This window comes from Rhizobium sp. WW_1 (assembly GCF_003610155.1).
Classification (GTDB): Bacteria; Pseudomonadota; Alphaproteobacteria; order Rhizobiales; family Rhizobiaceae; genus Rhizobium; species Rhizobium tropici_A.
In genome coordinates this window covers 303332-324415 of the sequence record NZ_RAIN01000003.1, presented here as the reverse complement: position 1 = coordinate 324415, position 21084 = coordinate 303332, and the positions used below count along the sequence as shown (strand labels likewise).

27 protein-coding genes are annotated in these 21084 nt (G+C 60.4%); 6 read left to right on the top strand and 21 right to left on the bottom strand.

The genetic code is table 11. The features are described 5' to 3' along the window. Positions 1 to 3 precede the first annotated feature (3 nt). The 5 genes from BJ928_RS11780 to ybgC all read right to left on the bottom strand — a co-directional run bounded on the left by BJ928_RS11780 (position 4) and on the right by ybgC (position 3744). Positions 4 to 435 carry a hypothetical protein gene (locus tag BJ928_RS11780; protein ID WP_047629122.1) on the bottom strand — a complete coding sequence of 144 codons (432 nt, stop codon included), beginning with the start codon at positions 433 to 435 and terminating at the stop codon, positions 4 to 6. Continuing rightward, on the bottom strand, positions 435 to 1655 hold the full coding sequence (locus BJ928_RS11775; protein ID WP_047629121.1) for a hypothetical protein: 1221 nt from the start codon (positions 1653 to 1655) through the stop codon (positions 435 to 437). The genes BJ928_RS11780 and BJ928_RS11775 overlap by 1 nt, the downstream gene beginning before the upstream one ends. A 9-nt stretch (positions 1656 to 1664) precedes the next feature. Further along, the gene (tolR, locus tag BJ928_RS11770) at positions 1665 to 2123 is read right to left on the bottom strand and encodes a protein TolR (RefSeq protein ID WP_047629120.1); all 459 of its coding nucleotides are present in this window, start codon (positions 2121 to 2123) and stop codon (positions 1665 to 1667) included. Between the two features lie 26 nt (positions 2124 to 2149). Continuing rightward, positions 2150 to 2872: a protein TolQ gene (gene tolQ / locus BJ928_RS11765; RefSeq protein WP_047629119.1), complete on the bottom strand. Its 723-nt coding sequence runs from the start codon at positions 2870 to 2872 to the stop codon at positions 2150 to 2152. Between the two features lie 416 nt (positions 2873 to 3288). Further along, positions 3289 to 3744, bottom strand: a complete 456-nt coding sequence (gene ybgC / locus BJ928_RS11760) for a tol-pal system-associated acyl-CoA thioesterase (RefSeq protein ID WP_047629528.1) — start codon at positions 3742 to 3744, stop codon at positions 3289 to 3291. A 136-nt stretch (positions 3745 to 3880) separates the two neighbouring features. Between ybgC and BJ928_RS11755 the strand changes: the two genes are divergently transcribed. From BJ928_RS11755 to BJ928_RS11745, 3 genes are read left to right on the top strand one after another with little or no spacing between them, the layout of a single operon-like run. Then, positions 3881 to 5101, top strand: a complete 1221-nt coding sequence (locus BJ928_RS11755; RefSeq protein WP_047629118.1) for an NAD-dependent epimerase/dehydratase family protein — start codon at positions 3881 to 3883, stop codon at positions 5099 to 5101. Then, positions 5101 to 5964, top strand: coding sequence for a glycosyltransferase (locus BJ928_RS11750; RefSeq protein WP_245432293.1), 864 nt, complete (start codon positions 5101 to 5103; stop codon positions 5962 to 5964). Before BJ928_RS11755 ends, BJ928_RS11750 begins: the two co-directional genes overlap by 1 nt. Then, complete coding sequence (locus BJ928_RS11745; protein WP_047629117.1) at positions 5961 to 6914, top strand: NAD(P)-dependent oxidoreductase; 954 nt, start codon at positions 5961 to 5963, stop codon at positions 6912 to 6914. The genes BJ928_RS11750 and BJ928_RS11745 overlap by 4 nt, the downstream gene beginning before the upstream one ends. Here BJ928_RS11745 and BJ928_RS11740 read toward each other — a convergent pair. The 8 genes from BJ928_RS11740 to ruvC form a co-directional block, all read right to left on the bottom strand. After that, the gene (locus tag BJ928_RS11740) at positions 6859 to 7422 is read right to left on the bottom strand and encodes a DinB family protein (protein ID WP_047629116.1); all 564 of its coding nucleotides are present in this window, start codon (positions 7420 to 7422) and stop codon (positions 6859 to 6861) included. The genes BJ928_RS11745 and BJ928_RS11740 overlap by 56 nt on opposite strands. A 9-nt stretch (positions 7423 to 7431) precedes the next feature. Next, positions 7432 to 7941 carry an NUDIX hydrolase gene (locus BJ928_RS11735; protein WP_183079396.1) on the bottom strand — a complete coding sequence of 170 codons (510 nt, stop codon included), beginning with the start codon at positions 7939 to 7941 and terminating at the stop codon, positions 7432 to 7434. Between the two features lie 6 nt (positions 7942 to 7947). Next, a complete protein-coding gene (locus tag BJ928_RS11730; RefSeq protein ID WP_047629115.1) occupies positions 7948 to 8850 on the bottom strand; it encodes a metallophosphoesterase in 903 nt (300 codons plus the stop codon). Next, positions 8851 to 9891 (bottom strand): Holliday junction branch migration DNA helicase RuvB, encoded by a 1041-nt coding sequence (ruvB, locus tag BJ928_RS11725; RefSeq protein ID WP_047629114.1) that lies wholly within the window; start codon positions 9889 to 9891, stop codon positions 8851 to 8853. Positions 9892 to 10044: 153 nt separating this feature from the next. Next, positions 10045 to 10659 carry a Holliday junction branch migration protein RuvA gene (gene ruvA, locus BJ928_RS11720; RefSeq protein WP_047629113.1) on the bottom strand — a complete coding sequence of 205 codons (615 nt, stop codon included), beginning with the start codon at positions 10657 to 10659 and terminating at the stop codon, positions 10045 to 10047. Between the two features lie 12 nt (positions 10660 to 10671). After that, on the bottom strand, positions 10672 to 11085 hold the full coding sequence (locus BJ928_RS11715; protein ID WP_047629112.1) for a type II toxin-antitoxin system VapC family toxin: 414 nt from the start codon (positions 11083 to 11085) through the stop codon (positions 10672 to 10674). Positions 11086 to 11087: 2 nt separating this feature from the next. Then, entirely contained in the window at positions 11088 to 11339 is a 252-nt protein-coding gene (locus BJ928_RS11710) for an AbrB/MazE/SpoVT family DNA-binding domain-containing protein (RefSeq protein ID WP_047629111.1), read from the bottom strand. Positions 11340 to 11399: 60 nt separating this feature from the next. Then, positions 11400 to 11912 (bottom strand): crossover junction endodeoxyribonuclease RuvC, encoded by a 513-nt coding sequence (gene ruvC, locus BJ928_RS11705; RefSeq protein ID WP_004117339.1) that lies wholly within the window; start codon positions 11910 to 11912, stop codon positions 11400 to 11402. A gap of 190 nt (positions 11913 to 12102) precedes the next feature. On the opposite strand from ruvC, the gene BJ928_RS11700 reads away from it, so the two are divergent. Continuing rightward, the gene (locus BJ928_RS11700) at positions 12103 to 13101 is read left to right on the top strand and encodes an LLM class flavin-dependent oxidoreductase (protein WP_047629110.1); all 999 of its coding nucleotides are present in this window, start codon (positions 12103 to 12105) and stop codon (positions 13099 to 13101) included. 61 nt (positions 13102 to 13162) lie between these two features. Here BJ928_RS11700 and BJ928_RS11695 read toward each other — a convergent pair whose 3' ends face one another. The 3 genes from BJ928_RS11695 to BJ928_RS11685 form a co-directional block, all read right to left on the bottom strand. Next, positions 13163 to 13600: a DoxX family protein gene (locus tag BJ928_RS11695; protein ID WP_052227508.1), complete on the bottom strand. Its 438-nt coding sequence runs from the start codon at positions 13598 to 13600 to the stop codon at positions 13163 to 13165. Between the two features lie 96 nt (positions 13601 to 13696). After that, a complete protein-coding gene (locus tag BJ928_RS11690; RefSeq protein ID WP_047629109.1) occupies positions 13697 to 14158 on the bottom strand; it encodes a tetratricopeptide repeat protein in 462 nt (153 codons plus the stop codon). Positions 14159 to 14182: 24 nt separating this feature from the next. Next, positions 14183 to 15157 (bottom strand): MBL fold metallo-hydrolase, encoded by a 975-nt coding sequence (locus BJ928_RS11685; protein ID WP_047629108.1) that lies wholly within the window; start codon positions 15155 to 15157, stop codon positions 14183 to 14185. A gap of 342 nt (positions 15158 to 15499) precedes the next feature. Here BJ928_RS11685 and BJ928_RS11680 point away from each other — a divergent pair, with 342 nt between their 5' ends. Both BJ928_RS11680 and BJ928_RS11675 read left to right on the top strand, forming a co-directional pair. Then, entirely contained in the window at positions 15500 to 16255 is a 756-nt protein-coding gene (locus BJ928_RS11680) for a sigma-70 family RNA polymerase sigma factor (protein WP_047629519.1), read from the top strand. After that, a complete protein-coding gene (locus BJ928_RS11675; RefSeq protein ID WP_047629107.1) occupies positions 16252 to 17055 on the top strand; it encodes an anti-sigma factor in 804 nt (267 codons plus the stop codon). The genes BJ928_RS11680 and BJ928_RS11675 overlap by 4 nt, the downstream gene beginning before the upstream one ends. A gap of 54 nt (positions 17056 to 17109) precedes the next feature. Here the strand turns inward: BJ928_RS11675 and BJ928_RS11670 are convergent, their stop codons facing one another. The 5 genes from BJ928_RS11670 to BJ928_RS11650 form a co-directional block, all read right to left on the bottom strand. Beyond that, positions 17110 to 17856, bottom strand: coding sequence for a YebC/PmpR family DNA-binding transcriptional regulator (locus BJ928_RS11670; protein WP_047629106.1), 747 nt, complete (start codon positions 17854 to 17856; stop codon positions 17110 to 17112). 113 nt (positions 17857 to 17969) lie between these two features. Next, a complete protein-coding gene (locus BJ928_RS11665; protein WP_147413899.1) occupies positions 17970 to 18515 on the bottom strand; it encodes a hypothetical protein in 546 nt (181 codons plus the stop codon). An 85-nt stretch (positions 18516 to 18600) separates the two neighbouring features. After that, on the bottom strand, positions 18601 to 19443 hold the full coding sequence (locus BJ928_RS11660) for an MBL fold metallo-hydrolase (RefSeq protein WP_047629104.1): 843 nt from the start codon (positions 19441 to 19443) through the stop codon (positions 18601 to 18603). Positions 19444 to 19568: 125 nt separating this feature from the next. Further along, entirely contained in the window at positions 19569 to 20393 is an 825-nt protein-coding gene (locus BJ928_RS11655; RefSeq protein ID WP_047629103.1) for a TIGR00282 family metallophosphoesterase, read from the bottom strand. A gap of 3 nt (positions 20394 to 20396) precedes the next feature. Further along, positions 20397 to 20981 (bottom strand): 5-formyltetrahydrofolate cyclo-ligase, encoded by a 585-nt coding sequence (locus BJ928_RS11650; RefSeq protein ID WP_047629102.1) that lies wholly within the window; start codon positions 20979 to 20981, stop codon positions 20397 to 20399. Positions 20982 to 21084 lie beyond the last annotated feature (103 nt).

The window sequence follows — 21084 nt, the reverse complement described above, 5'->3', positions numbered from 1 at the left end:
GCATTAATGCCCGAGATCGCCCGCTTCGAAGTTGATGATTACTTCTTTCCAGACGTCATATTGATCCATCGGCAGATTTTTGAACGGGGCAGCCCTAAGCACGGCTCGCATCGCACTTGCCGCGACAGCCCTTTGAGTCTTTTGAGGACCGCCAGTCATTGTCACTTTCGGCTTGCCAACGATCTCTCCGGCACGATCAAGCGCAAATCGGATTTGAACGTGGACCTCTTTCAAGTCAGTCTGATCGGCAGGCCGAAGCCAGTTCACGATGACGCTCTTGCGAATGTCTTCACCGGCAGTCCGTCTTAGGGCATTCTCGCCGGCGGCATTCGCAGCCCAACCCGGCACGGAACCAGCCAACATTACCCCCAAGGCCACAAGCAAGCTCAGGCCAATGCGAGGACAGTGGTTTGTCGAAAGCTGCACTTCCCGCATCACATCCCCAGATCCGCTGCGCTGAAGTTGACGACGACTTCCTGCCAGTCATCGTATTTGTCCGCGGGCAGGATTTTCAGGTAATCGGACTGAGCGCGCTGCACAGCGCGTATCGCGGCGCTCTGCATGGCAGCCTGCGTCGAGGCCGGTCCACCGCTCGTCGTCGCCTGTGGCTCACCGACGATCTGCCCGGACTTGTCGAGACGAAACTGCACCTTGATACGGACAGAGTCGGCGCCTTCCAGGCCGGGCACCAAATTCCAGTATTTGGCAATCAGATCGCGCAAGCCGTCTTGCTGGCTCTGGCTGAGCTTGCCGCCGCCAAGCGATTTCATGCCACCGCGGTTGTTGACCTGTGTATCGGCGCCCGCGGAAGCCTGCTGGGTCGACCGCTTCGCGCCGCCCTTCGACGACGTATTGTTCAGCTCGTTGGCGATCTGATCGGCAAGGCCATCATCCAGCCCCTTGTTGGAGCCTTTGGGAGATTGGCGCTTCTTGTCGGCGTCTTTCTTGCCGTCGTCGGCCGAGGTGGTCTTGCTCGTGCTCTGCGTCGTCGTCTTGTCCGTCGGCTTGGCGTCCGCCACCTTCACATCCGGCTTCGGCGTCGGCTTGACTTCCGGCTTCTGCTCGGCTGCCTTCGGCGGCGTCGGCTTCACATCGGGCACGGGAACATTGTTCGGCACCTGGATTTCAGCCTGCTGGGTCGGCTGCTGCGTCGGCGGCGGGGTTGGCGTCGCATCGGCTTTCGGTGTCGGCGGCGTAACGTCCGGCTTCGGTGTCGGCGTCACGTCCGGCTTCTGCTGCGGAATGGCAGCCACTTCCTTCGGTGCGGCTTCAGTATCCTTCTGCTCGATCGTCTTGACGTCATTCGGCCTAGGATCGTCCTGCGGAACCGGCGCATCAACTTTCTTCGGCGCCAATACCGCAGTATCACTTTCCGGCCGCTGCGTGGGGATGACCGGGTTCTTGATATCCACCTTGTTCTCGCCGACGTTCTGGGCGTCGGCGACCTGATCCTGCTTGGTGGTCTGCTTGCGCGAGACGTGATCCGTCACCGGCGCCTTCTTTTCACCCTGCTGCAGCTGATCCGCCGTGACGATGTCGACATCCATCGCCGTGCTTTCCGGCGTCTCAAGCGGCGCCGGCGCACTCAGCGTCACCATGGCACCGATCAGCACCAGGATGTGAAAGACAGCAGAAGTGGCGAGACTGCGCTTCATGTCGACTCGTCAGTGGTCCGTTATCTGCTGCGTAACCAGGCCGATATTCTTGTAGCCGGCTTCCTGGATACGCGACATGACGTCGGCGATCACGCCATAGGGCGCCTTGCCGTCGCCACGCACGAAAATACGCTCGTTGTAGCCCGTGGTCGCGATCGCCTGCAGCTTGGCGGCGATTTCGGCGACGTCGATCTGCGTTTCCTGCAGGAACACCTGGCCGTCGGCCTTGATCGAGATGGTGATGGGCTGCGTCTGGGCGTTCAATGCCCCCGCCTGCGTTTGCGGCAGGTCGATCGGCACACCCGAGGTCATCATCGGCGCCGCCACCATGAAGATGATGAGCAGCACGAGCATGACGTCGACGAGCGGCGTCACGTTGATTTCGGAAATCGGGCCGCCACGGCCTCCGCCACGACGACCGCCACGGCGGCCACCGCCGCCACCATTGCCTCCAACAGACATTCCCATGTGAATACTCCGGTTCTGTCCGCGACTTACTGTGCAGCCTGACGCGGCTGCAGCTTCTCATCGATCTGGCGCGAAAGAATGGCGGAGAATTCGTCCGCGAAGCCTTCCATGCGACCCGAGAGCTTGCCGGCATCGGCCGAGAACTTGTTGTAGGCGATAACCGCGGGAATAGCGGCAACCAGACCGATCGCGGTCGCGAGCAGCGCTTCGGCGATACCCGGCGCGACGACGGCGAGGTTCGTCGACTTCGAACCGGCGATTGCCTGGAACGAGGTCATGATACCGACGACCGTACCGAAGAGACCGATGAACGGACCGGCCGAACCGATTGTCGCAAGCGAGCCGAGACGGGCGACCAGGTGCTCCGATTCGCGCGCCAGCGTCACGTCCATGGCGCGGTCGATACGCATCTGCAGGCCGATGGGCGAACGGGCGCCGCGCTCGAAGGACTTCTTCCACTCGCGCATGGCGGCGACGAAGATGGCGCTGAGGCCGGTGTTGTTACGCTCCGAAAGCGTGCGATAGAGTTCTTCGAGCGACTGGCCAGACCAGAAGACCTGCTCGAAGTGATCGAACTGCCGGCGCGCCCGCGCGTAGCTCAGATATTTGTCGATGACGATCGCCCAGGTCCATACGGACGCTGCCAGCAGGCCGATCATGACGAGCTTGACCACCAGGCCCGCCTGCATGAAAAGCGACCAGAGGGTGATGTCCGGTGTGGTGGCCGCTGCCAATGCTACTTGTTCCATTGATCCAAAATCCCCGAATCCAAACGCCCGGCGCTAGACCGGGCGGCTAAAAGTGATCTCACAAGAATTGTTTGGCAGCCGCCGCTGAACGCCCTGGTCAAGCCTTCCAAGCTTACAATTGCCTTCTTGCCGTCAAATTTGGTCAAAGGAAGGCGTGCACCGCACAAACTCCGACGAAAGCAGTAAGACACTATTATGGTTAAAAGAATGTTAGCGTCGAACCATGAAGGATTTAACGGCAAGGGAAGACTATTCTAGCTCCAGGGAAGAACTGACCGGACGAAACCGGCGGCAAACGCAGACAAAGCTTGCGCGGCGAATTCCTTCACATAAAACTCAAGTTATTGCAAGCGCCAGCAGGCAAATGATGGTATCTTTGCCCGTCAACGCCACCGTCGGGCGCCCGAAACGCCTTGCTAGCCGGCCGATTCCGATGCGGCGAGCATCTGCGCGGCGAGCTTTTCCGGCAGCCGCCGCGGCCTGCCCTTGGCGTTGATCACGGCAATGATGACCTTGGCGGCGATCAGCAAACTATCGTCGCGGCGTATCTCCTGGGACAGCACCATCTTGGCGCCGCCGGCCTTTTCGGTGACGGTGCGGATCGTCAGCACGTCGTCCATGCGTGCCGGTCCCTTGAAATCGATCTCCATCCGGTGAACGACGAAAACCAGCCCCTCCTCGTCGGCATTCAGGAGTTCGCGCTGTTCCACGCCGAGACAGCGCAGATAGTCCGTGCGCCCGCGTTCAAGGAAGTGCAGGTAGCGCGCGTGATAGACGAGGCCGGAAAAATCCGTATCCTCATAGTAGACTCGCTGCATCAGCCGGTGGCTTCCGGCTTCCAGTTCCCCAGCTATCAGAAAGGGGCTGTTCATCGTTGCCGCATCTCCTTGAATGTCCGGCACCTCTTTGGCCGAAGTTCTGCCATCAAGCAAGCTTTGAACAATTGTCATAAACTCCGACTATCCGGAATGGTGCCGGATCGCGGATTGGCGCAGAAGGAAGCATCTCATGAAAATAGCGGTAATGGGCGGAGACGGATTCATCGGTTGGCCCACCTCGCTACATCTCTCCGACGCTGGTCATGAGGTCCATATCCTCGACAATCTCTCGCGCCGATGGATCGATACGGAGCTGGGCGTCCAATCGCTAACGCCGATGGATTCGATCCAGGAACGCACCCGCATCTGGCACGCCGAAACCGGTCGCCGCATCCACTTCAATCTCATTGACCTCGCCAAGGACTACGAGCTTCTCAAGAAGTGGCTAGCCGAGCATCGTCCCGATGCCATCGTGCATTTCGCCGAGCAGCGCGCCGCCCCCTATTCGATGAAGAGCGACCGCCACAAGAACTACACGGTCAACAACAACGTCAACGCCACGCATAATCTTTTGAATGCGCTGGTAGACCTCAATCTCGACGCGCATCTGGTGCATCTCGGCACCATGGGCGTTTACGGCTATTCGACCATCGGGGCTGCCATTCCCGAGGGCTATCTGCCCGTCGGCATCGAGACGACGGACGGCCGCACGGTGAGCCAGGAGATCCTCTATCCCGCCAATCCCGGCTCGATCTACCACATGACGAAATGCCTCGATCAGCTGCTTTTTCAGTTCTATGCCAAGAATGACGGGCTCAGAATCACCGACCTGCATCAGGGCATCGTCTGGGGCACCCATACGGAACAGACGCGGCGGCACACTCAGCTGATCAACCGCTTCGACTATGACGGCGACTATGGCACGGTGCTCAACCGCTTCCTCATCCAGGCGGCGATCGGCTATCCCCTGACCGTGCACGGCACCGGCGGCCAGACCCGCGCCTTCATCCATATCCAGGATTCCGTGCGCTGCATCGAACTGGCGCTGAAGAACCCGCCGGCCCGCGGCGCCCGCGTCGAGATCTTCAACCAGATGACGGAAACGCATCGCGTGCGCGATCTCGCCGATATGATCGCCAAGATGAGCGGCGCGGAAGTCGTCCGCCTGCCCAATCCGCGCAAGGAAGCTCCCGAGAACGAGCTGATCGTCAAGAACGACAAGTTCCTCGGCCTCGGACTGGCGCCGATCACGCTCGAAACCGGTCTGCTCGGCGAGATCGTCGACGTCGCCAAGAAATATGCTTACCGCGTTGATCGCTCGCGCGTTCCGGCCGTTTCCGCCTGGACCAAGGACCTCGCCGCGACGGTCAACCATGATCCAGAAGGCAAGAGGTTGAAGTCCGTGTCATGATGCCCGGAAGCGAAATGCTGCAGGGGTTGCGTTCGCAAACCCGCCCTCACGCCAGACAGGCATTCGTGACCCTCGTCACGAATGCCGACTATGCCATGGGTGCATTGGCGCTGGCCCGTTCGATAGCCCAAAGCGGCACGAAGGCCGATATCGTCGTGCTGCATACGGCAGGCGTCGATGAAGACGACCTCGCCCCGTTGGCGGCGCTCGACTGCCGATTGATCGAGGTCGAGCATCTCCCCCTGTCAGAAGCCTTCAATGAGCGGCATGACCGTGGCAATCTCCATGCGAGCGCGCCCTTCACCAAGGGCCGCAAGCCGTCCTTCCATACGCCGCTCGACAACTTCTGCAAGCTGCGGCTCTGGCAGCTGATCGAATACGACACCTGCGTCTTCATCGATGCCGATGCGCTGGTTCTGCGCAATGTCGACCGGCTCTTCGACTATCCGGAATTCTCCGCCGCGCCGAACGTCTATGAAAGCCTTGCCGATTTCCATCGGCTAAATTCCGGCGTCTTCGTCGCCAAGCCATCGCTTGCGACCTTTCAGCACATGCTGGAGCACCTTGATCGCCCCGATGTTTTCTGGCGACGCACGGATCAGACTTTCCTCGAGGCATTCTTCCCGGACTGGCACGGGCTGCCTGTGTTCATGAACATGCTGCAATATGTCTGGTTCAGCATGCCCGAGCTCTGGAACTGGGACAGCGTGTCGATCGTGCATTATCAGTATGAGAAGCCCTGGGAGGAAAACCATCCCAAGGCCGAACAGTTGAGGCCGCTGATCGAGCTTTGGCAGAGTTTCCACACCGGCCGGAACATGCCCGATATCGCCACGCTCGCGAATCCGAGAGCGGCGGCATGAAAGTGCTGATATCAGGCGGAACAGGTCTCGTCGGCCGATACATCGCCGACACGCTGCTATCTGCCGGATACAAGGTTGCGATCGGCGGACGCAGTCCGCCGCCGGGCGGCTTCTTCTCGCAACCCGTTTCCTTCGTGCCTCTGAGCCTCGATCCAGCGAAAAACCAGAGCTGCGCTTTCGACGACGCCTATTTCTTCGTGCATGCAGCCTTCAGCCACATCCCCGGCAAATATCGCGGCGGCGAAGGCAACGACCCGGAAGGCTTTCGCCGGCTTAATCTCGACGGCACGGTCAAGTTGTTCGAGACGGCCAGAAAGGCCGGCATTCGCCGCTGCATCTTTCTTTCCTCCCGCGCCGTCTATGGCGAAGGGATTGCCGGAGAACACCTGACGGAGGCCATGAAGCCGAAACCGAATACGCTCTACGGCGAAGTGAAGCGCGACGCGGAGCATGCCCTCTTTTCCCTGTCGGCACCCGGCTTCGCAACTGCGAGCCTGAGGGCGACGGGCGTCTACGGCGACCTGCGGCCCAATAAATGGGACGGGCTGTTCGAAGACTATCTGAACGGCAAGGCGGTTGCGTCCCGTGCGGGAACCGAAGTTCACGGCCGTGACCTCGGCCACGCGGTTCGTCTTCTGCTGGAAACGGAAGCCGGCCGCATCGACGGCGAAGCCTTCAATCTATCGGACATACTGACCGATACGCACGAGATCCTGAAGCATCTTCAGAGCGCAACAAGCTGTCCCAACACGCTGCCCGCACCCGCGCCACACAGTACCGTCAGCGCCATGAATACGTCGAAGATCCGCGCGCTCGGATGGCAAGGCGGCGGAAAGGAACGTCTGCAGCGGACTATCGAAACCCTGGCGAGGACAATGCCGCAGCAATCCGGCATCAGCGCATCAGCTTCGTTTCATCCCAACCGAGCGCACGCAACTCCTCGCCCCTGAAGCGCGCATCATCGGCAACGATGAACTCGTCGAGCTGCGGCGGTGCAACACTGGTTCCGGCGAGCATGGCATGCACCTGCCCGCGATGATGCGTCTGATGCTGAAACAGATGGTTCAGCACGTCGTCCGCCCTCTCCCGCTGTATACGGCCGCTGCGCTGGATATCGACGACCCTCATGGCGGTCTGGGGCGCCAACTCCTCGCAGAAGGCGACCAGCCGTCGATCGACATCCGCCTGCTCCCGGCTCAATACATCCAGCCGGTCATACGGCTCATCGACCTCGAAGGCTTTCAGGCCCAGCGTGCCGCCTTCGAGCGCATCGACATAGAACCAGTCCACCGTCAGGATGTGATTGAGGGTCGCCTTGATCGACGGAAAGAAGCTCACCCGCTTCGCCTCGAATTCGCCGGACTTCAGCGCCGCGCAGGCCCGATACAGCCGGACATTCGCCAGGGCATTGTTATAGGCGAGCTTGCGAAAGCTGCGAACCGGATCGAAATCGGCCATCAAATCCCCCTAGGGCTTGTCGAGATCGCCATCCCGCCAGACGAGATGACGCGACGCCGGCGGCAGGTTTTCGATTTCCTCGGCAATGAAATAGGGCGGGATGTCGAGCGCGACCAGCGCCGCTCGCGTCGCCCGCACCCATTTGAATTCCAGGTCGTTGTCGCCGTCCTGGACGCGATGCACGATCTCATCGGGATCGAAAGGAAAGTCGACCGGAGTATCCATCAGATAGTAGAGGCCGAGTTCATGCCAGTCCATCTGCTCGTAATGGAAGAAATTCTCCACTGACCACAGCAGACGGCCGACCGTGACGTCAATGCCGAGCTCTTCCATCATCTCCCGTCGCAAGGTCTCTTCCGAGGTCTCGCCGATCTCAGCCCGGCCGCCGGGAAAGGTCCAGAAGCTTTCATGCGTTGCACGATGCACCAGGACATATCCGTCGCGAAATCCAAGACCCGCAACACGCATCTGGAAGCGCGAACTACCTGCGTTCAATCTGATGAGCTTACGTTTCCGCATGATCCCCTATCCCACGTCGATGACGACGATCTCCGGCGGAACGCCGAGGCGGACCGGCGCGATGGAGCATCCGAGGCCACCCGATACGATGATGTGGCGCTCCTCCTCGACGATATGGCCATAGACATATCGGTCACCATAGCGGGACGGCGAATAGGGCGACCAGCCGAAGATCCTTACCTGCCCACCATGCGTATGTCCGGACAGGGTGAGCGATACCCGCGACGGGACGGCGGGGAAGATATCCGGCTCATGGGCGAGAAGAATGACCGGCGCATTATCCGTGACCTGCGCCAGCGTACCCCCGAGATCGTCGAGCCCTTTCGTATAGGGTCGCTTCCAGCGTATGCTCCGCCGCAGGGCGAGCTGATCCTCGACGCCGGCGAGCCAGAACCCTTGGCCCTCCTTTTCCAGGCGCGCCGCCCGATTGGAATAGACTTCGATACCGACGGCCGACAAGGCGCGATGGCTGAAGGTCGGTCCGTGGCCGGTTCTCTGGGCCGTCGCATCGTGCCACCAATCATGATTGCCGAGAATGGCATGAACGCCAAGCGGCGCCTTCAGCTTCGCAAGCTCCGCCGCCCAAATGCGATGATCGACACGACCGGTAACGAGACTGGTTCCCGACGTGTAGTCACCCAGCAGCAAGATGATATCGCCGCCGAGCTCATTGGCATGAGCGCAGATCGAACCGATACGCTCGGCCGTCATCCAGGGTTCGCAGGCGTGGAAATCCGCAAGCGCCACGATCCTGAGCTTCAGCCCGGGCGTCCATCCAGGCGGCGTCAACCCGTAACGGGTCACATCCAGACGGATAACCGGCTCATATCCGAGGGCATATCCCCCGAGAGCCATCAAACCGAAAACGCTGCCGCCGAAAAGCTTCAGAAAGGCACGACGGCCGAGCATTCAGTCCCCCTCCTGGAACAGCCGGAACTGGGCGGCCTCCAGGTCCTTGGGCGGCTGCAGGCCCAGATGCTTCCAGGCGATAGCAGTCAAGACACGGCCGCGCGGCGTCCTTTGAATGAAGCCCTGCTGGATCATATAGGGTTCGATAATGTCTTCGATCGCATCGCGCGGTTCGGAAAGGCCGGCGGCGATCGTTTCGATGCCGACAGGCCCGCCACCGAAGTTGACGGCGATCATGTTGAGGTAGCGTTTGTCGAGCTGGTCGAAGCCGACATTGTCGACGAGAAGCCTCGTTAGCGCCTCGTCGGCAATCTCCCGGGTCACAGCCTCGACCTTGGCGACCTCGGCGAAATCGCGCACGCGGCGCAGCAGCCGGCCGGCGATGCGCGGCGTGCCGCGGGCCCGGCGCGCAATCTCGCGCGCGCCCTCATCAGTCATACCGAGACCCATCAGCCTGGCACCGCGCCGGACGATCAGTTCCAGTTCCTCGACCGTGTAGAAGCTCAGCCGCACGGGAATGCCGAAGCGATCGCGCAACGGCGTCGTCAGCAGGCCGAGACGGGTCGTCGCGGCAACCAGCGTGAACTTGGCAAGATCGATCTTGACCGAACGCGCCGCCGGCCCCTCGCCGATGATGAGATCGAGCTGGAAGTCCTCCATCGCCGGATAGAGGATTTCTTCGACGGCCGGGTTGAGACGATGGATTTCGTCGATGAAGAGCACGTCGCGCTCTTCAAGATTGGTCAGCAGCGCCGCAAGATCGCCCGCCTTGGCGATGACCGGGCCGGAGGTCGAGCGGAAATTGACCCCGAGCTCCTTGGCCATGATCTGCGCCAGCGTCGTCTTGCCGAGGCCGGGAGGCCCAACGAACAACACATGGTCAAGCGCCTCGCCGCGTCCCTTGGCCGCTTCGATGAAGACCTTCAGATTGGCACGCGCTTCCGCCTGGCCGGTGAACTCGTCCAGCGATTGCGGCCTGAGCGTCGCATCGATATCTTCGCCCCGCTTTTCCGGCGATATCAGACGTGCGGCTTCACTCATGTCAGAGGTTCCATTCCCGGTATGCGTTTCGCAGCTTCCGCGCCGAAGGCAGTATCACATCTGCCGCGTCGAAAACATTCTTTGGCGAAGAGGCGCAGAAGCTCGATCTCTCGACTTTGCGACAATAGTAAGGATTGCGGAAGGTGCAAAGCCTCACCGCGAGAGTTCCTTGAGGCCGAGGCGGATCAGCTTGGCACTGTCGGCGCCCTCGCCGGCGGCTTTCAGGGCAGCGGCAACGGCATTGGCGGCCTGATCGCGCGAATAGCCGAGATTGCTGAGCGCCGAGACGGCATCGGCAACCGGCGCGGCCGCAACCCCATCCCCCAATTCCTGCTTGAGCCCGATATTGGCAGCATCTCCGGCAAAGGCCGGAGCCTTGTTCTTGAGTTCCGTCACGATGCGCATCGCAACCTTCGGGCCGACGCCGGGCGCCCGCGAAACGGCGGCGCGATCCTGCAGGGCGATCGCATTGGCAAGCTCGGCCGGCGTCAGCGTCGACAGCAGCGCCAGCGCCACCTTGGCGCCCACGCCCTGCACCGTCTGCACGATGTTGAACCATTCGCGTTCCAGCGCCGTCATGAAACCGAAAAGCCGGATCTGATCCTCGCGCACATAGGTCTCGATAAAGAGAATGCAGGCCTCGCCGACGGAGCCGAGCTTCGACAATGTTCGGGCCGAGCAATAGGCGACATAGCAGACGCCATGCACGTCCACGAGCACATAGTCTTCGCCGATCTCTTCTATTGTGCCTTTCAGCTTGCCGATCATGGATAAAGTCCGTCAGGGATGGGTTTCGGGGGAAATGAGGTCAACAGTCGGGAAATAGGACCGATAGCCTTTGGAATCTCGTGTCAATATCGAGTAACCGCGAATAGCGGCATGCGCACCGATCAGAAAGTCGGGAAGAATACGCTCGCGTCCCCCACCACTCTGGCGATAAATCTTGAAAGCCGCGGCAGCGGCAAATGCAGCGGACCAAGGCAGGCTTTCGCGACGAAATTCGCTTTGCGGCAACAGTTCGTCCACCTGGTCCACACTGCTGTAACGCACCGAGAATTCCGCATAGATAATGGGGTTGATGACGACCGGTCCTCGCTTGAAAGCGGAAAGAACCTGTCCGCTGGACCAGCCATGCCAAGCTGAATTTGAGATCGCCAAATCAACCAGCACATTCGTGTCGACGATGGTGACCATGTTCACCGGTCACGGGTCATCGACATCAACGCGTCGGCGTCGATATCCTGATCGCCGGTGCCTTCCAAACGCTTGAGAGTGGCCATGAACCGATCGAGCCGCTGCCGATCTTCCATTTCCCGCTTACCGTTCTTGGGCGAAACAACCAGCTTTCCATCCTCGACGGAAAATATGACTTCACTGTTGAGCTCTATGCCAGCCAATTCGCGCAAGTCGCGGGGAATGGTCACCTGCCCTTTGGATGTCACACGCATTCTTACTCTCCGATCCTGGAGTAAGAATTATCATTACCACAAGAACAAGTCAAGAACAAACTATCCTGCCAATGCCGCCTGCCGTAGCCGGCTGGCGCCGCGGTTATGGGCATGGCAGACGGCAATGGCGAGCGCATCGGCCGCATCATTGCCCTTGAACTCGACCTTGGGCATCAGGATCTTCAGCATCATGTGGATCTGCTGTTTCTCGCCGTGGCCGACGCCGATGACTGCCTTCTTGACCGCATTCGGCGCATATTCCGACACCGGCAGGCCGGCGCGCGCCGGCACCAGCATGACGACACCACGCGCCTGGCCGAGCTTCAACGTCGCCACGGCATCCTTGTTGACGAAAGTCTGCTCGACGGCGGCCTCGTCTGGCTGATAGCTGTGAACGACCTCGGCAAGCCCGTCATGCAGCTGGCAAAGGCGGGATGCGAGATCCATGTCACCATCCGACGTCACGGTTCCCGACGCGACGAAACGCAGGGAGTTGCCGAGCGTGTCGATGATGCCCCAACCGGTACGGCGCAGGCCCGGATCGATACCGATGATGCGAATCGTATTCTGCATAAGCCAACCTATCTTTCAGCCCTGACATGTGCCAGCAAAATGTGAACAAAACAAAAACAAGACACAGTTTGCGATCACTGAGGCCGCACGAAAAACATCGTGACGAAATTGCGGCATGGGGTTTGGAATGCGCGGACGGCGCTCCTACATGTGGGAGCAACCCTCCCTTCAACCACGCAGGTTTCTTGCCATGGTTCCCTTTTCCATCCTCGATCTTTCGCCCGTTGCCGAAGGCAGCACCATCAGCCAATCCTTCGAAAGCTCGAAGCGCATGGCGCAGAAGGCGGAAGAACTTGGCTACAACAGGTTCTGGCTCGCCGAGCATCACGGCATGCCCGGGATTGCGAGTGCTGCAACATCCGTCGTCATCGGCCATGTCGGCGCTGCCACCTCCCGCATCCGCATAGGTTCGGGCGGCGTCATGCTGCCGAACCATTCGCCACTCGTCATCGCCGAGCAGTTCGGGACGCTGGAAGCCCTGTTTCCCGGCCGTGTCGATCTAGGCCTTGGCCGTGCGCCAGGCACCGACATGCGTACGGCGCAGGCCCTGCGCCGCAACATCGACGCCGGAGCGCAAAGCTTCCCGCAAGATATCGTCGAGCTGCAACATCTTCTGAGCCCGGCCGATGAGGGCCAGATTATCCTCGCCGTTCCCGGCCATGGCTCCAGCATACCCATCTGGCTGCTCGGCTCGAGCCTCTACAGCGCCCATCTCGCCGCCATGCTCGGCCTGCCCTACGCCTTCGCCTCGCATTTTGCGCCGGAATCCCTGATGGACGCCATCGCCATCTATCGCGACCGCTTCACCGCTTCGGCCACACTGGAAAAACCCTATGTCATGGTCGGCGTCATGGGCGCGGTCGCGGAAACGGACAAGGAAGCGCAGTACCACTTCACCTCGGCACAGCAGCAATTCGTCAACCTGCGGCGAAACGTGCGCGGCCCCTTCCCGCGCCCGCTTGAGCGCATGGACGATTTCTGGACGCCGATGGAAAAGCTGAACGTGGAAAATACGCTGCGTTATGCCGTGGTCGGCTCTCCCGCCACGGCGGAGACGAAGCTCTCGCAATTCATCAAGGACACCGGGGCCGACGAAGTCATCATTTCGATGCCGGTCCACAATATCGAGGCGCGGCTGAAGTCGGTGGAACTCTTCGCGACGCTTCCAAGCTTCAAGAAAGCCGCCTGACCTTTACGGAAAAGTTTCCGGTGAGCCCACTTTGCGTGAGCTCACCGGACGATCGACGGGCTCAAGCCACGAGCCTCGTCTTCCAATGACGGCGGACGACCATATCCGCCGAGAGCTTTCCGCCGCCGGCAACGATCAGCACGAACATCCCGCCCGCGATCGCCAGATCCTTCTCGAAATGCAGCAACTCGTTGTGGCTGGCGAAGTTCGTGTGAAAGAGCGTCGCCGTCAACAGGCAGAACAGGCCGAGGCCAAATGCTGCCAATCGCGTCATCAACCCGATTGCAATCGCAAGCCCGGCTGAAAGCTGCAGCAGAATGGTGGCGGTTGCTATGGGCGCAGCGACGCCGAGCTTGGCCATGGCCTCCAGCGCACCATCGAAATTACTGGCAAGTTCGATGCCCTCCTCCAGAAAGAGCAACGACAGCAGCAGGCGGCCGAACAACAGGGCCATGTCTGCCAAGTTGACGAGAACGGCATTCTCCGTTTCGAATTCCATGGCCTATCTCCTTCCCATTAATATCCGCAGGCTGTCCGGCGGCATCTCACCGACTTGATCGAATGGAAATGCCGCCGGATCGGTTGAAGCCGCGAGCTAGTTGTTGCCCTTTGCGGCGATCGCCTTGGTCAGGTCTTCAAGCTCCTCGCAGCCTGCCGGGCAAAGCTTGGCAAGCGTTGCCAGCTGCTCCCGGGCCTTGGGCATGTCGCCGGTCTCGACATAGAGTTCGCCGAGATATTCGTGCGCGCCCTTGTGATCGGGCTGCAGTTCCAGGGCCTTGGTGTAGTAGGTGAGCGAGGTCTTGAAATCGCCGGTCTTGCGCAGGGTGAAGCCCATCAGATTATAGACATCGGCCTGCTGGTGCTCCTCTGCGATATCGCGAAGCTCGGCGAGCGCACCGGCATAATCCTTCGCATCGATCTTGGCGCGAACCGAGGTGAGGTCCGGCGCGTCAGTCGATTCCATGTTGTCGACGGCGAAGGCAACGCCTGCTGTCGCGGCGGGCAGGATGGCGACGGCGCACAGGCCGGCGATCCCGAAAATGGCATGTCTGAACATGGTACTTGCTCCTGTTTTGGCCGCTCAGGCCTGGATGGTGGGGGTAAAGCCGTAGGCATTGCCGTCCTTGACGAAGGTGCCGGAGCCTGGGAACGGGAAATGCGATCCGCAGATCCTGATCTTGTCGGCAATGACGCGATCGATCAGCCTGCGGCGGGTGGTGACGGCCATCGGGCCGTCCTGATCGTAAGTGCCTTCCCATTCCGGATGGGGGGCAAGCAGCGCCGGCACATACATGATGTCGGCCGAGACCATCAGCTGCTCGCTGCCGCCATCGATGAGGAAGACCGAGTGCCCCGGCGTATGGCCATAGGCGGCCAGCATATGCACGCCGGGCGCCACTTCGGCATTATCCTCGACCAGCTTCCAGTTCTTCCACGTCGGGAAGACGGAGGCAATGCGCCGGCCGGCTTCCTTGCGGCCTTCCGCCAGCTTGTCGACACGGCCGGGATCGGTCCACCAATTGTATTCGGCAGCGTTGACGATCAGTTCGGCATTCGGGAAGATTGCCGCGTTCGTTCCCTTTTCCATCAGGCCCCAGACATGGTCGGGATGGAAATGCGAGATCATGATCGTATCGATCTTCTTGTAGTCGATACCGGCGGCGGCCATGTTGGCCGGCAGATGCGTGGCATTGGTTTGCCACTGCCCGACACCCGAGCCGGCATCCATCATGATCTTGCGGCCGCCGATATCGAGAACGACGACGGTCAGCGGAATGGGCATGAAGTCCGTGGTAAGGCCGGCCTTGGAAAGCGCGTCCTTGGTGTCTTCGACGGAAGCATTCTTGATGAAGGCCGGATCGTGGGGCTTGCGCCAGATGCCGTCATAAATGGCCGTGACCTCGATCGAACCGACCTTGTATTTGTCGAAACCGACCGTTGGCTCCAGCGGGGTGGCGGCAAAGGCTTGCGGGATGAATTCGAGCTTCGACGACAGACCGAAGGCTGCCGCAGCTACAGCCGTGCCGAGAACGGTGCGGCGGGTCATATCAAACATCGCAATATCTCCTCAGGGTTATGGCTTTCGGGCCAGGCGGAGGTCGCAAGCGATAGCGGCCATCCACTGAGGAAGAAGATCGACGGCGATGGGCGCTTATTCCCCATCAGAGGGAGATTTTTATCAAGCCATTGATATATATGGAATTATTCTATCGAGATGGATTAAAGCGGTGACATCACAGACTTCGACATCTGGTATCGGCGATTTTTTTGCATGCGATCGGGAATAAAACTCGCACGTGCGCGATCTAGCTTCTCAGACAACATTGCAAGCGCCCTATCCGAAGCTTACAGTCGACATCGGCGTTTTGCGGGGATCACGATGACAGACGCCCGAATGATGACTTCGATGACGCTCAGTGACCCGCTCCAGGCATGGACATGGCGCTGGCCGCAGGACACCGCAATACGCCGGCTGGCGCGGCTTCTGGCTCGCCTGCGGGCAGCCATCGCGGCGCCGAAAGCCATCAAACGCATCCTCCTGATGACGGTGGCGGAGCCCTCGGCCAAAGCTGCACCGCTGCAGCATGCAATCTCATCGCCCGATGAGACCATGCGTCGCTTCCAGCATACGATCCTCCCGCATCTCGACGCCGCCTATAATTTCGCGCGCTTCCTGAGCCGGGATGCCGATGCCGCACAGGATATCGTGCAGGAGGCATATCTGCGCGCCTACCGTGGCTTCGGCGGCTTTCGCGATGGCGATGCCCGTGCCTGGACATTTACCATCGTCCGCAATTGCTACCATGCTTGGCTGCAGGAAGGACGTCGCAAGACCCGCTACGAACAACCGATGACCGACGAACGGGAGACGGACGAAGGTTCGCCCTCCGCCGAACCTGCTTCCGAGGAGGATACGCCGGAAGCAGCCTTTATCCGCAAGTCGGAAACGCAGCGCGTGCGCGAGGTCATCAACATGCTGCCCGATGCCATGCGCGAGATCCTGGTCCTGCGCGAACTTGAGGATCTTTCCTACAAGGAGATCGCCGACATTATCGATGCGCCGATCGGCACTGTCATGTCACGCCTCGCCCGCGCCCGCCGCGATTTCGGCGAGATCTGGCGCAGCCTTGAAGGAAAAGAGGCGGCGCGATGAGCGGCGGGGAACAAGACGATCATGGCGAGTGGGCTGACCTGCTGCACGGTTTCATCGACGGCGAACTGGACGCAGCCAATGCCGCCCGCTTCGAGGCGCATCTGGCAACCTGCCCGGAATGCGCCAACGAGATGGAGAATGCCCTGATGGTCAAGCGTCTGTCCGCACGCGAAGGCGTGAAATGGCAAGCGCCGGAGGCCGTCCATGCTCGCGTGCGGGCGGCACTTTCGCTGGAACAGGCCATGACGAGGCGCGCAACGGCGGCCGCGAACCAAGCGGGAAACCCGTGGCGCCGCGGCTTGCGTTTCATCCGTGACTGGAGCTTCGTGCCGTCACTCGCGGTGCTGGCTGCAAGCCTCATGCTGGTGCTGAACGTGCCGCAGCAGAGCCAGTCGATCGAGGATCAGCTTCTTGCCAGCCACGTTCGTTCGATGCTCGCCGATCATCTGACCGACGTGCTGACCTCCGATCAGCACACCGTCAAGCCTTGGTTCAACGGCAAGATCGATTTCTCGCCGCCCGTGGTCGATCTGGCGGCACAGGGCTTCCCTCTCGTTGGCGGCCGGGTGGACTACCTCGACGGCCGCGTAGTGGCGGCGCTGATCTACCGCCGGCACGGCCATGTCATCAATCTCTTCATTTGGCCCGCCACGTTGGAGACTCGCAGCAATACCGAGAAGGATGGCTATAATTTCGTCGAATGGCACGTGGACGGGCTGGTCTTCTGGGCCGTCTCTGATGTCGCCGCACCGGACCTTTCCGCCTTCCGCGACGATTTCACCCGCGCGACAAACCCATAACGCAGAAAGCCGGCCGCATCGCTGCGGCCGGCTTTCTTGGATAACTACGAAGGATCAGGCCGAGAGCTTGGCCAGTACCTCTTCCGAAACTTCGAAGTTCGAATAGACATTCTGAACGTCGTCATCGTCTTCAAGATTGTCGATGAGCTTCAGCAGCGACTGCGCCTTTTCTTCGTCGACCGGCACGTTGTTCTGCGCGCGCCAGATCGCCTTGACCGTCTCGGCTTCGCCGAGTGTAGCTTCGAGCGCCTTGGCAACTTCGCCGAGGGATTCAAAACCGCAGATGATCACATGACCTTCTTCATCGCTCTCGACGTCATCGGCGCCGGCTTCGATCGCTGCTTCCATGACCTTGTCGGCATCGCCAACAGTCGGCTTGTAGGTGATTTCGCCAACGTGATCGAAGGAGAAGGACACCGAACCGGTTTCGCCGAGCGCGCCGCCGGCCTTGGTGAAGATCGAGCGGACGTTGGAAGCCGTGCGGTTGCGGTTGTCGGTCAGCGCTTCGACGATGATCGCCGTGCCGCCGGGGCCGTAACCCTCGTAGCGGATCGCGTCGTAATTCTCGGTGTCGGCACCGGACGCCTTCTTGATGGCGCGATCGATATTGTCCTTCGGCATCGACTGGGCCTTGGCGTTCTGGATCGCCAGGCGCAGGCTTGCGTTCATGGTCGGGTCGGGCAGGCCCGATTTGGCAGCGACGGTGATTTCGCGCGCCAGCTTCGAGAACATTTTCGAACGCACCGAGTCCTGACGACCCTTGCGGTGCATGATGTTTTTAAACTGTGAATGGCCAGCCATGGCACCCCTGTTCACGTCTTTTGTTGGGAATGGCTGCCTTATAAGAGCGAAGCGGCCTTCATTCAAGTAAAAAGCCGGGTAACGGCGGCGGCAGAAGCCTTCCGCCGCCATTCCTATGGCATGACGGCAAGCCTTCCCGCCTGGATATCCGCAACGGTCTCCATGGCCTTGTTCAATCCCTCGAGCGAAGCCGTTCCCTCACGGAGGATCGGCCTCGGATCGGTAAGACTTTCAGTCATCACGCCATATCTCGCCCGGAAGATGGTGCCGGTCTTGAGCTGGCCGATGATTTGGCTGGCCGGAACGCAGCCCTTACCGTCGGTGGTAATCGGGGGGTTATTGTCGACTCGCATCAAGGCGGTGATCACGCTCCCAGTTACACAGACGCTTTGTGGCGTGGTCGAATTGCCGTAGCGGATGCGAAGGGGCGCCCCCGGCACGGTGGAGATGCTGCAATCCCGCTTGTCGGTCATCGAGTCGATCGGGCAGTCGACGCTCCAAGTGCCGGGCGTGAACGGATCGCTGCTTTTGCCGACGAAAACCGATCCGTGACTGAATTTCTCGATGCGGTAGCCATCGGATGTCGTGCTGACCGGGTTTGGAGAGACACAACCCGATAGCGCCGCAGCCATTATTGCAGTCAAAAGAACTCGGTTCATGCGCTTCCCCCAATGGTACAGCGCAATCAATCATGACGAGTGGAGGTTGCATAGATAGGCGCGATGCATATCCCAACGAAAATCGTCAAAGCCCCTTGAGCACATAGATCAGCGGCTTGCGTGGCAAGGTCTTCACGGACACAGTAACACTTGGCGTCGGCGCATAGCCGACATCGAAATCGGGACCGAAAAGCGCCAGGAACTGGTCGATCGGCGGTCCCCAGCGATGCATGGGCAGGATCAGCGACGAACGCAGCCGCTTGACGACGCGGCTCATGCTGTCCGCCCCCATGGTCAGGCCGCCATCGACCGGCACCATCACCACGTCGAGCCGGCCGATCTCGGCATATTGCTGGTCGGTAAGCTCGAAATGCAGATGTCCCAGATGGCCGATGCAGAGGCCCGCCACCTCGAAGATGAAGATCGAATTGCCATTGGCCTCGATGCCGCCGCCCCAGGAGCGAATGTCGGTCACGACATTGCGGATCAGCGTGTCGCCGACGGTCATGCGGATCTTTGCCGGCTCTCCGGGCGTATCGCTCCATCCATGCAGCACATATTTGATCGCCGGATCGGGTGTCAAAGTGTAGTGGCTTGGATGCGCCTTGTTCATCGTCACAACTTCGGGCGTGTAAGGCGGCGGATAGGCGCCGCTATAATCCGTGGCGATGGAAACGCCGCCGGGCGTTTCAATGAAAAGCGTGGCGTGACCGAGGAAAGTGATTTTCACGTCGCCATTGACGGGATCATTGGCAAGCGTCGGGCCGAGGGGAGAAAAACTGGCGAATGTCGCCTTGGGCAGAGACTGCGCGATCGCCTGACACTGGCTCGGCTGCGGACGCACCGGCTTTTGTTGGGCATCCGTTGCGCCCGAGCTAAAGATCATCGCCAGGAAGAATACGGCAAGGACAGGAAATCGCGGCATCATGCCATCCCCTCAAGCCAGACAGTGGCGAAAGGATGCGGCATGACCCGAAACAGGTCCAGCGACATTCAGACGCGATTGCTCACAATCACGTCATCCCATGAGAACGATGAATTAGCGCGCAGCAATCAGCGCCAGAAATCCGGAATGGTTTCCGCAAGGCGCGGGCCGAGCCGCAGCGGCGCGATCTTTTTGGCCAATCCCGTCGCATCGGAAATCTCGACACCAACGCCGCAGATGGTCGCCGGGCCGGAAGCGGCCTCGAACCGTCCCTTCGGCATCTTCGAGATGAACCGGTTGAGCGGCTCTTCCTTTTCCATGCCGAGCGAGGAATCATAGTCGCCGCACATGCCGGCATCCGACATATAAGCGGTGCCCCCATTCAGGATCTGTGCATCGGCGGTCGGCACATGCGTATGCGTGCCGACGACGAAGCTGGCGCGGCCATCGACGAAATGGCCGAAGCACTGCTTCTCGCTGGTCGCTTCCGCATGAAAATCGAAGATGATCGCATCCGCCTGCTCTTTCAGCGGGCAGGCATCCAGAATGGCCTCGGCAGACTTGAAGGGGTCGTCCAGCTCCGGATGCATGAACACGCGACCCATGATGTTGGCCACAAGCACGCGGGCACCATTGCGGGCATAATAGATGCCGGAGCCGCGGCCGGGCGTACCGGCCGGATAGTTGGCGGGACGCAGGAACTGGTCGTGGCGCTCGCAGAAGACAACGGCCTCCTTCTGGTCCCAGACATGGTTGCCCGTCGTCACCACATCGGCGCCGGCATTGATGGTTTCGAGGAAGATATCCTCGGTGATGCCGAAGCCGCCGGCGGCATTCTCGCCGTTGACGATGACGAAATCGAGTTTCAGGTCGGACACGAGCCCCGGCAGGCGATCCCATACCGCAGTCCGTCCCGTCTTGCCGACCATGTCACCCAGAAAAAGCAGCCGCATTCCCTATCCAATCACTTCCGAAACGAAATTGAGTCCGCTCTCGGTCAAAATCGCGTCAAGACGGATATCATGCGGCTCAGCCGGTACTGATGGCACTTCTTGGCAATCGAATGCAATGCCGATCAGCCGCGGATTCAAGCCTTTTTGGTGCAAACGGTCGATCGCACGGTCATAATAGCCGGCTCCATAACCGATGCGATGACCCGTTTTGTCGAAAGCGGAAAGCGGCACCAGCATGACATCGGGATCGAGCACGGCCGCATCGGGCCCCGGTCCCGACGTACCGAAACCGGAGGAGACAAGCGGGGCGCCGGGCAGAAGTTCGCGAAAGACGATCGTGCTGCGGTCGACGATGACGGGCACGCAAAGCCGCGCGCCTCGCTCCCGCAAGCGGGCCATCAACGGCCTTATGTCCACTTCGGACCGGATCGGCAGAAAGCCGGAAACGATCTCTCCCGGCTCGACATCGATGGCATCGCCATGATCGGCCATGGCAAGCCCCTTCTCGATACGCTCTTCCGGCGCGATCGCGTCGCGCTCGGCAAGACGCTCCTTGCGATATTGGGCTTTCAGCTCTCTAGGGCTCATCGGATCTTCGCAAACATCTATGATATCACGAAAACATAATGAGCCGGCAGCGCATTGCAAAGCGCGAATGCGACATGCGGCTGTCGCAGCAAGGAGCCGGCGC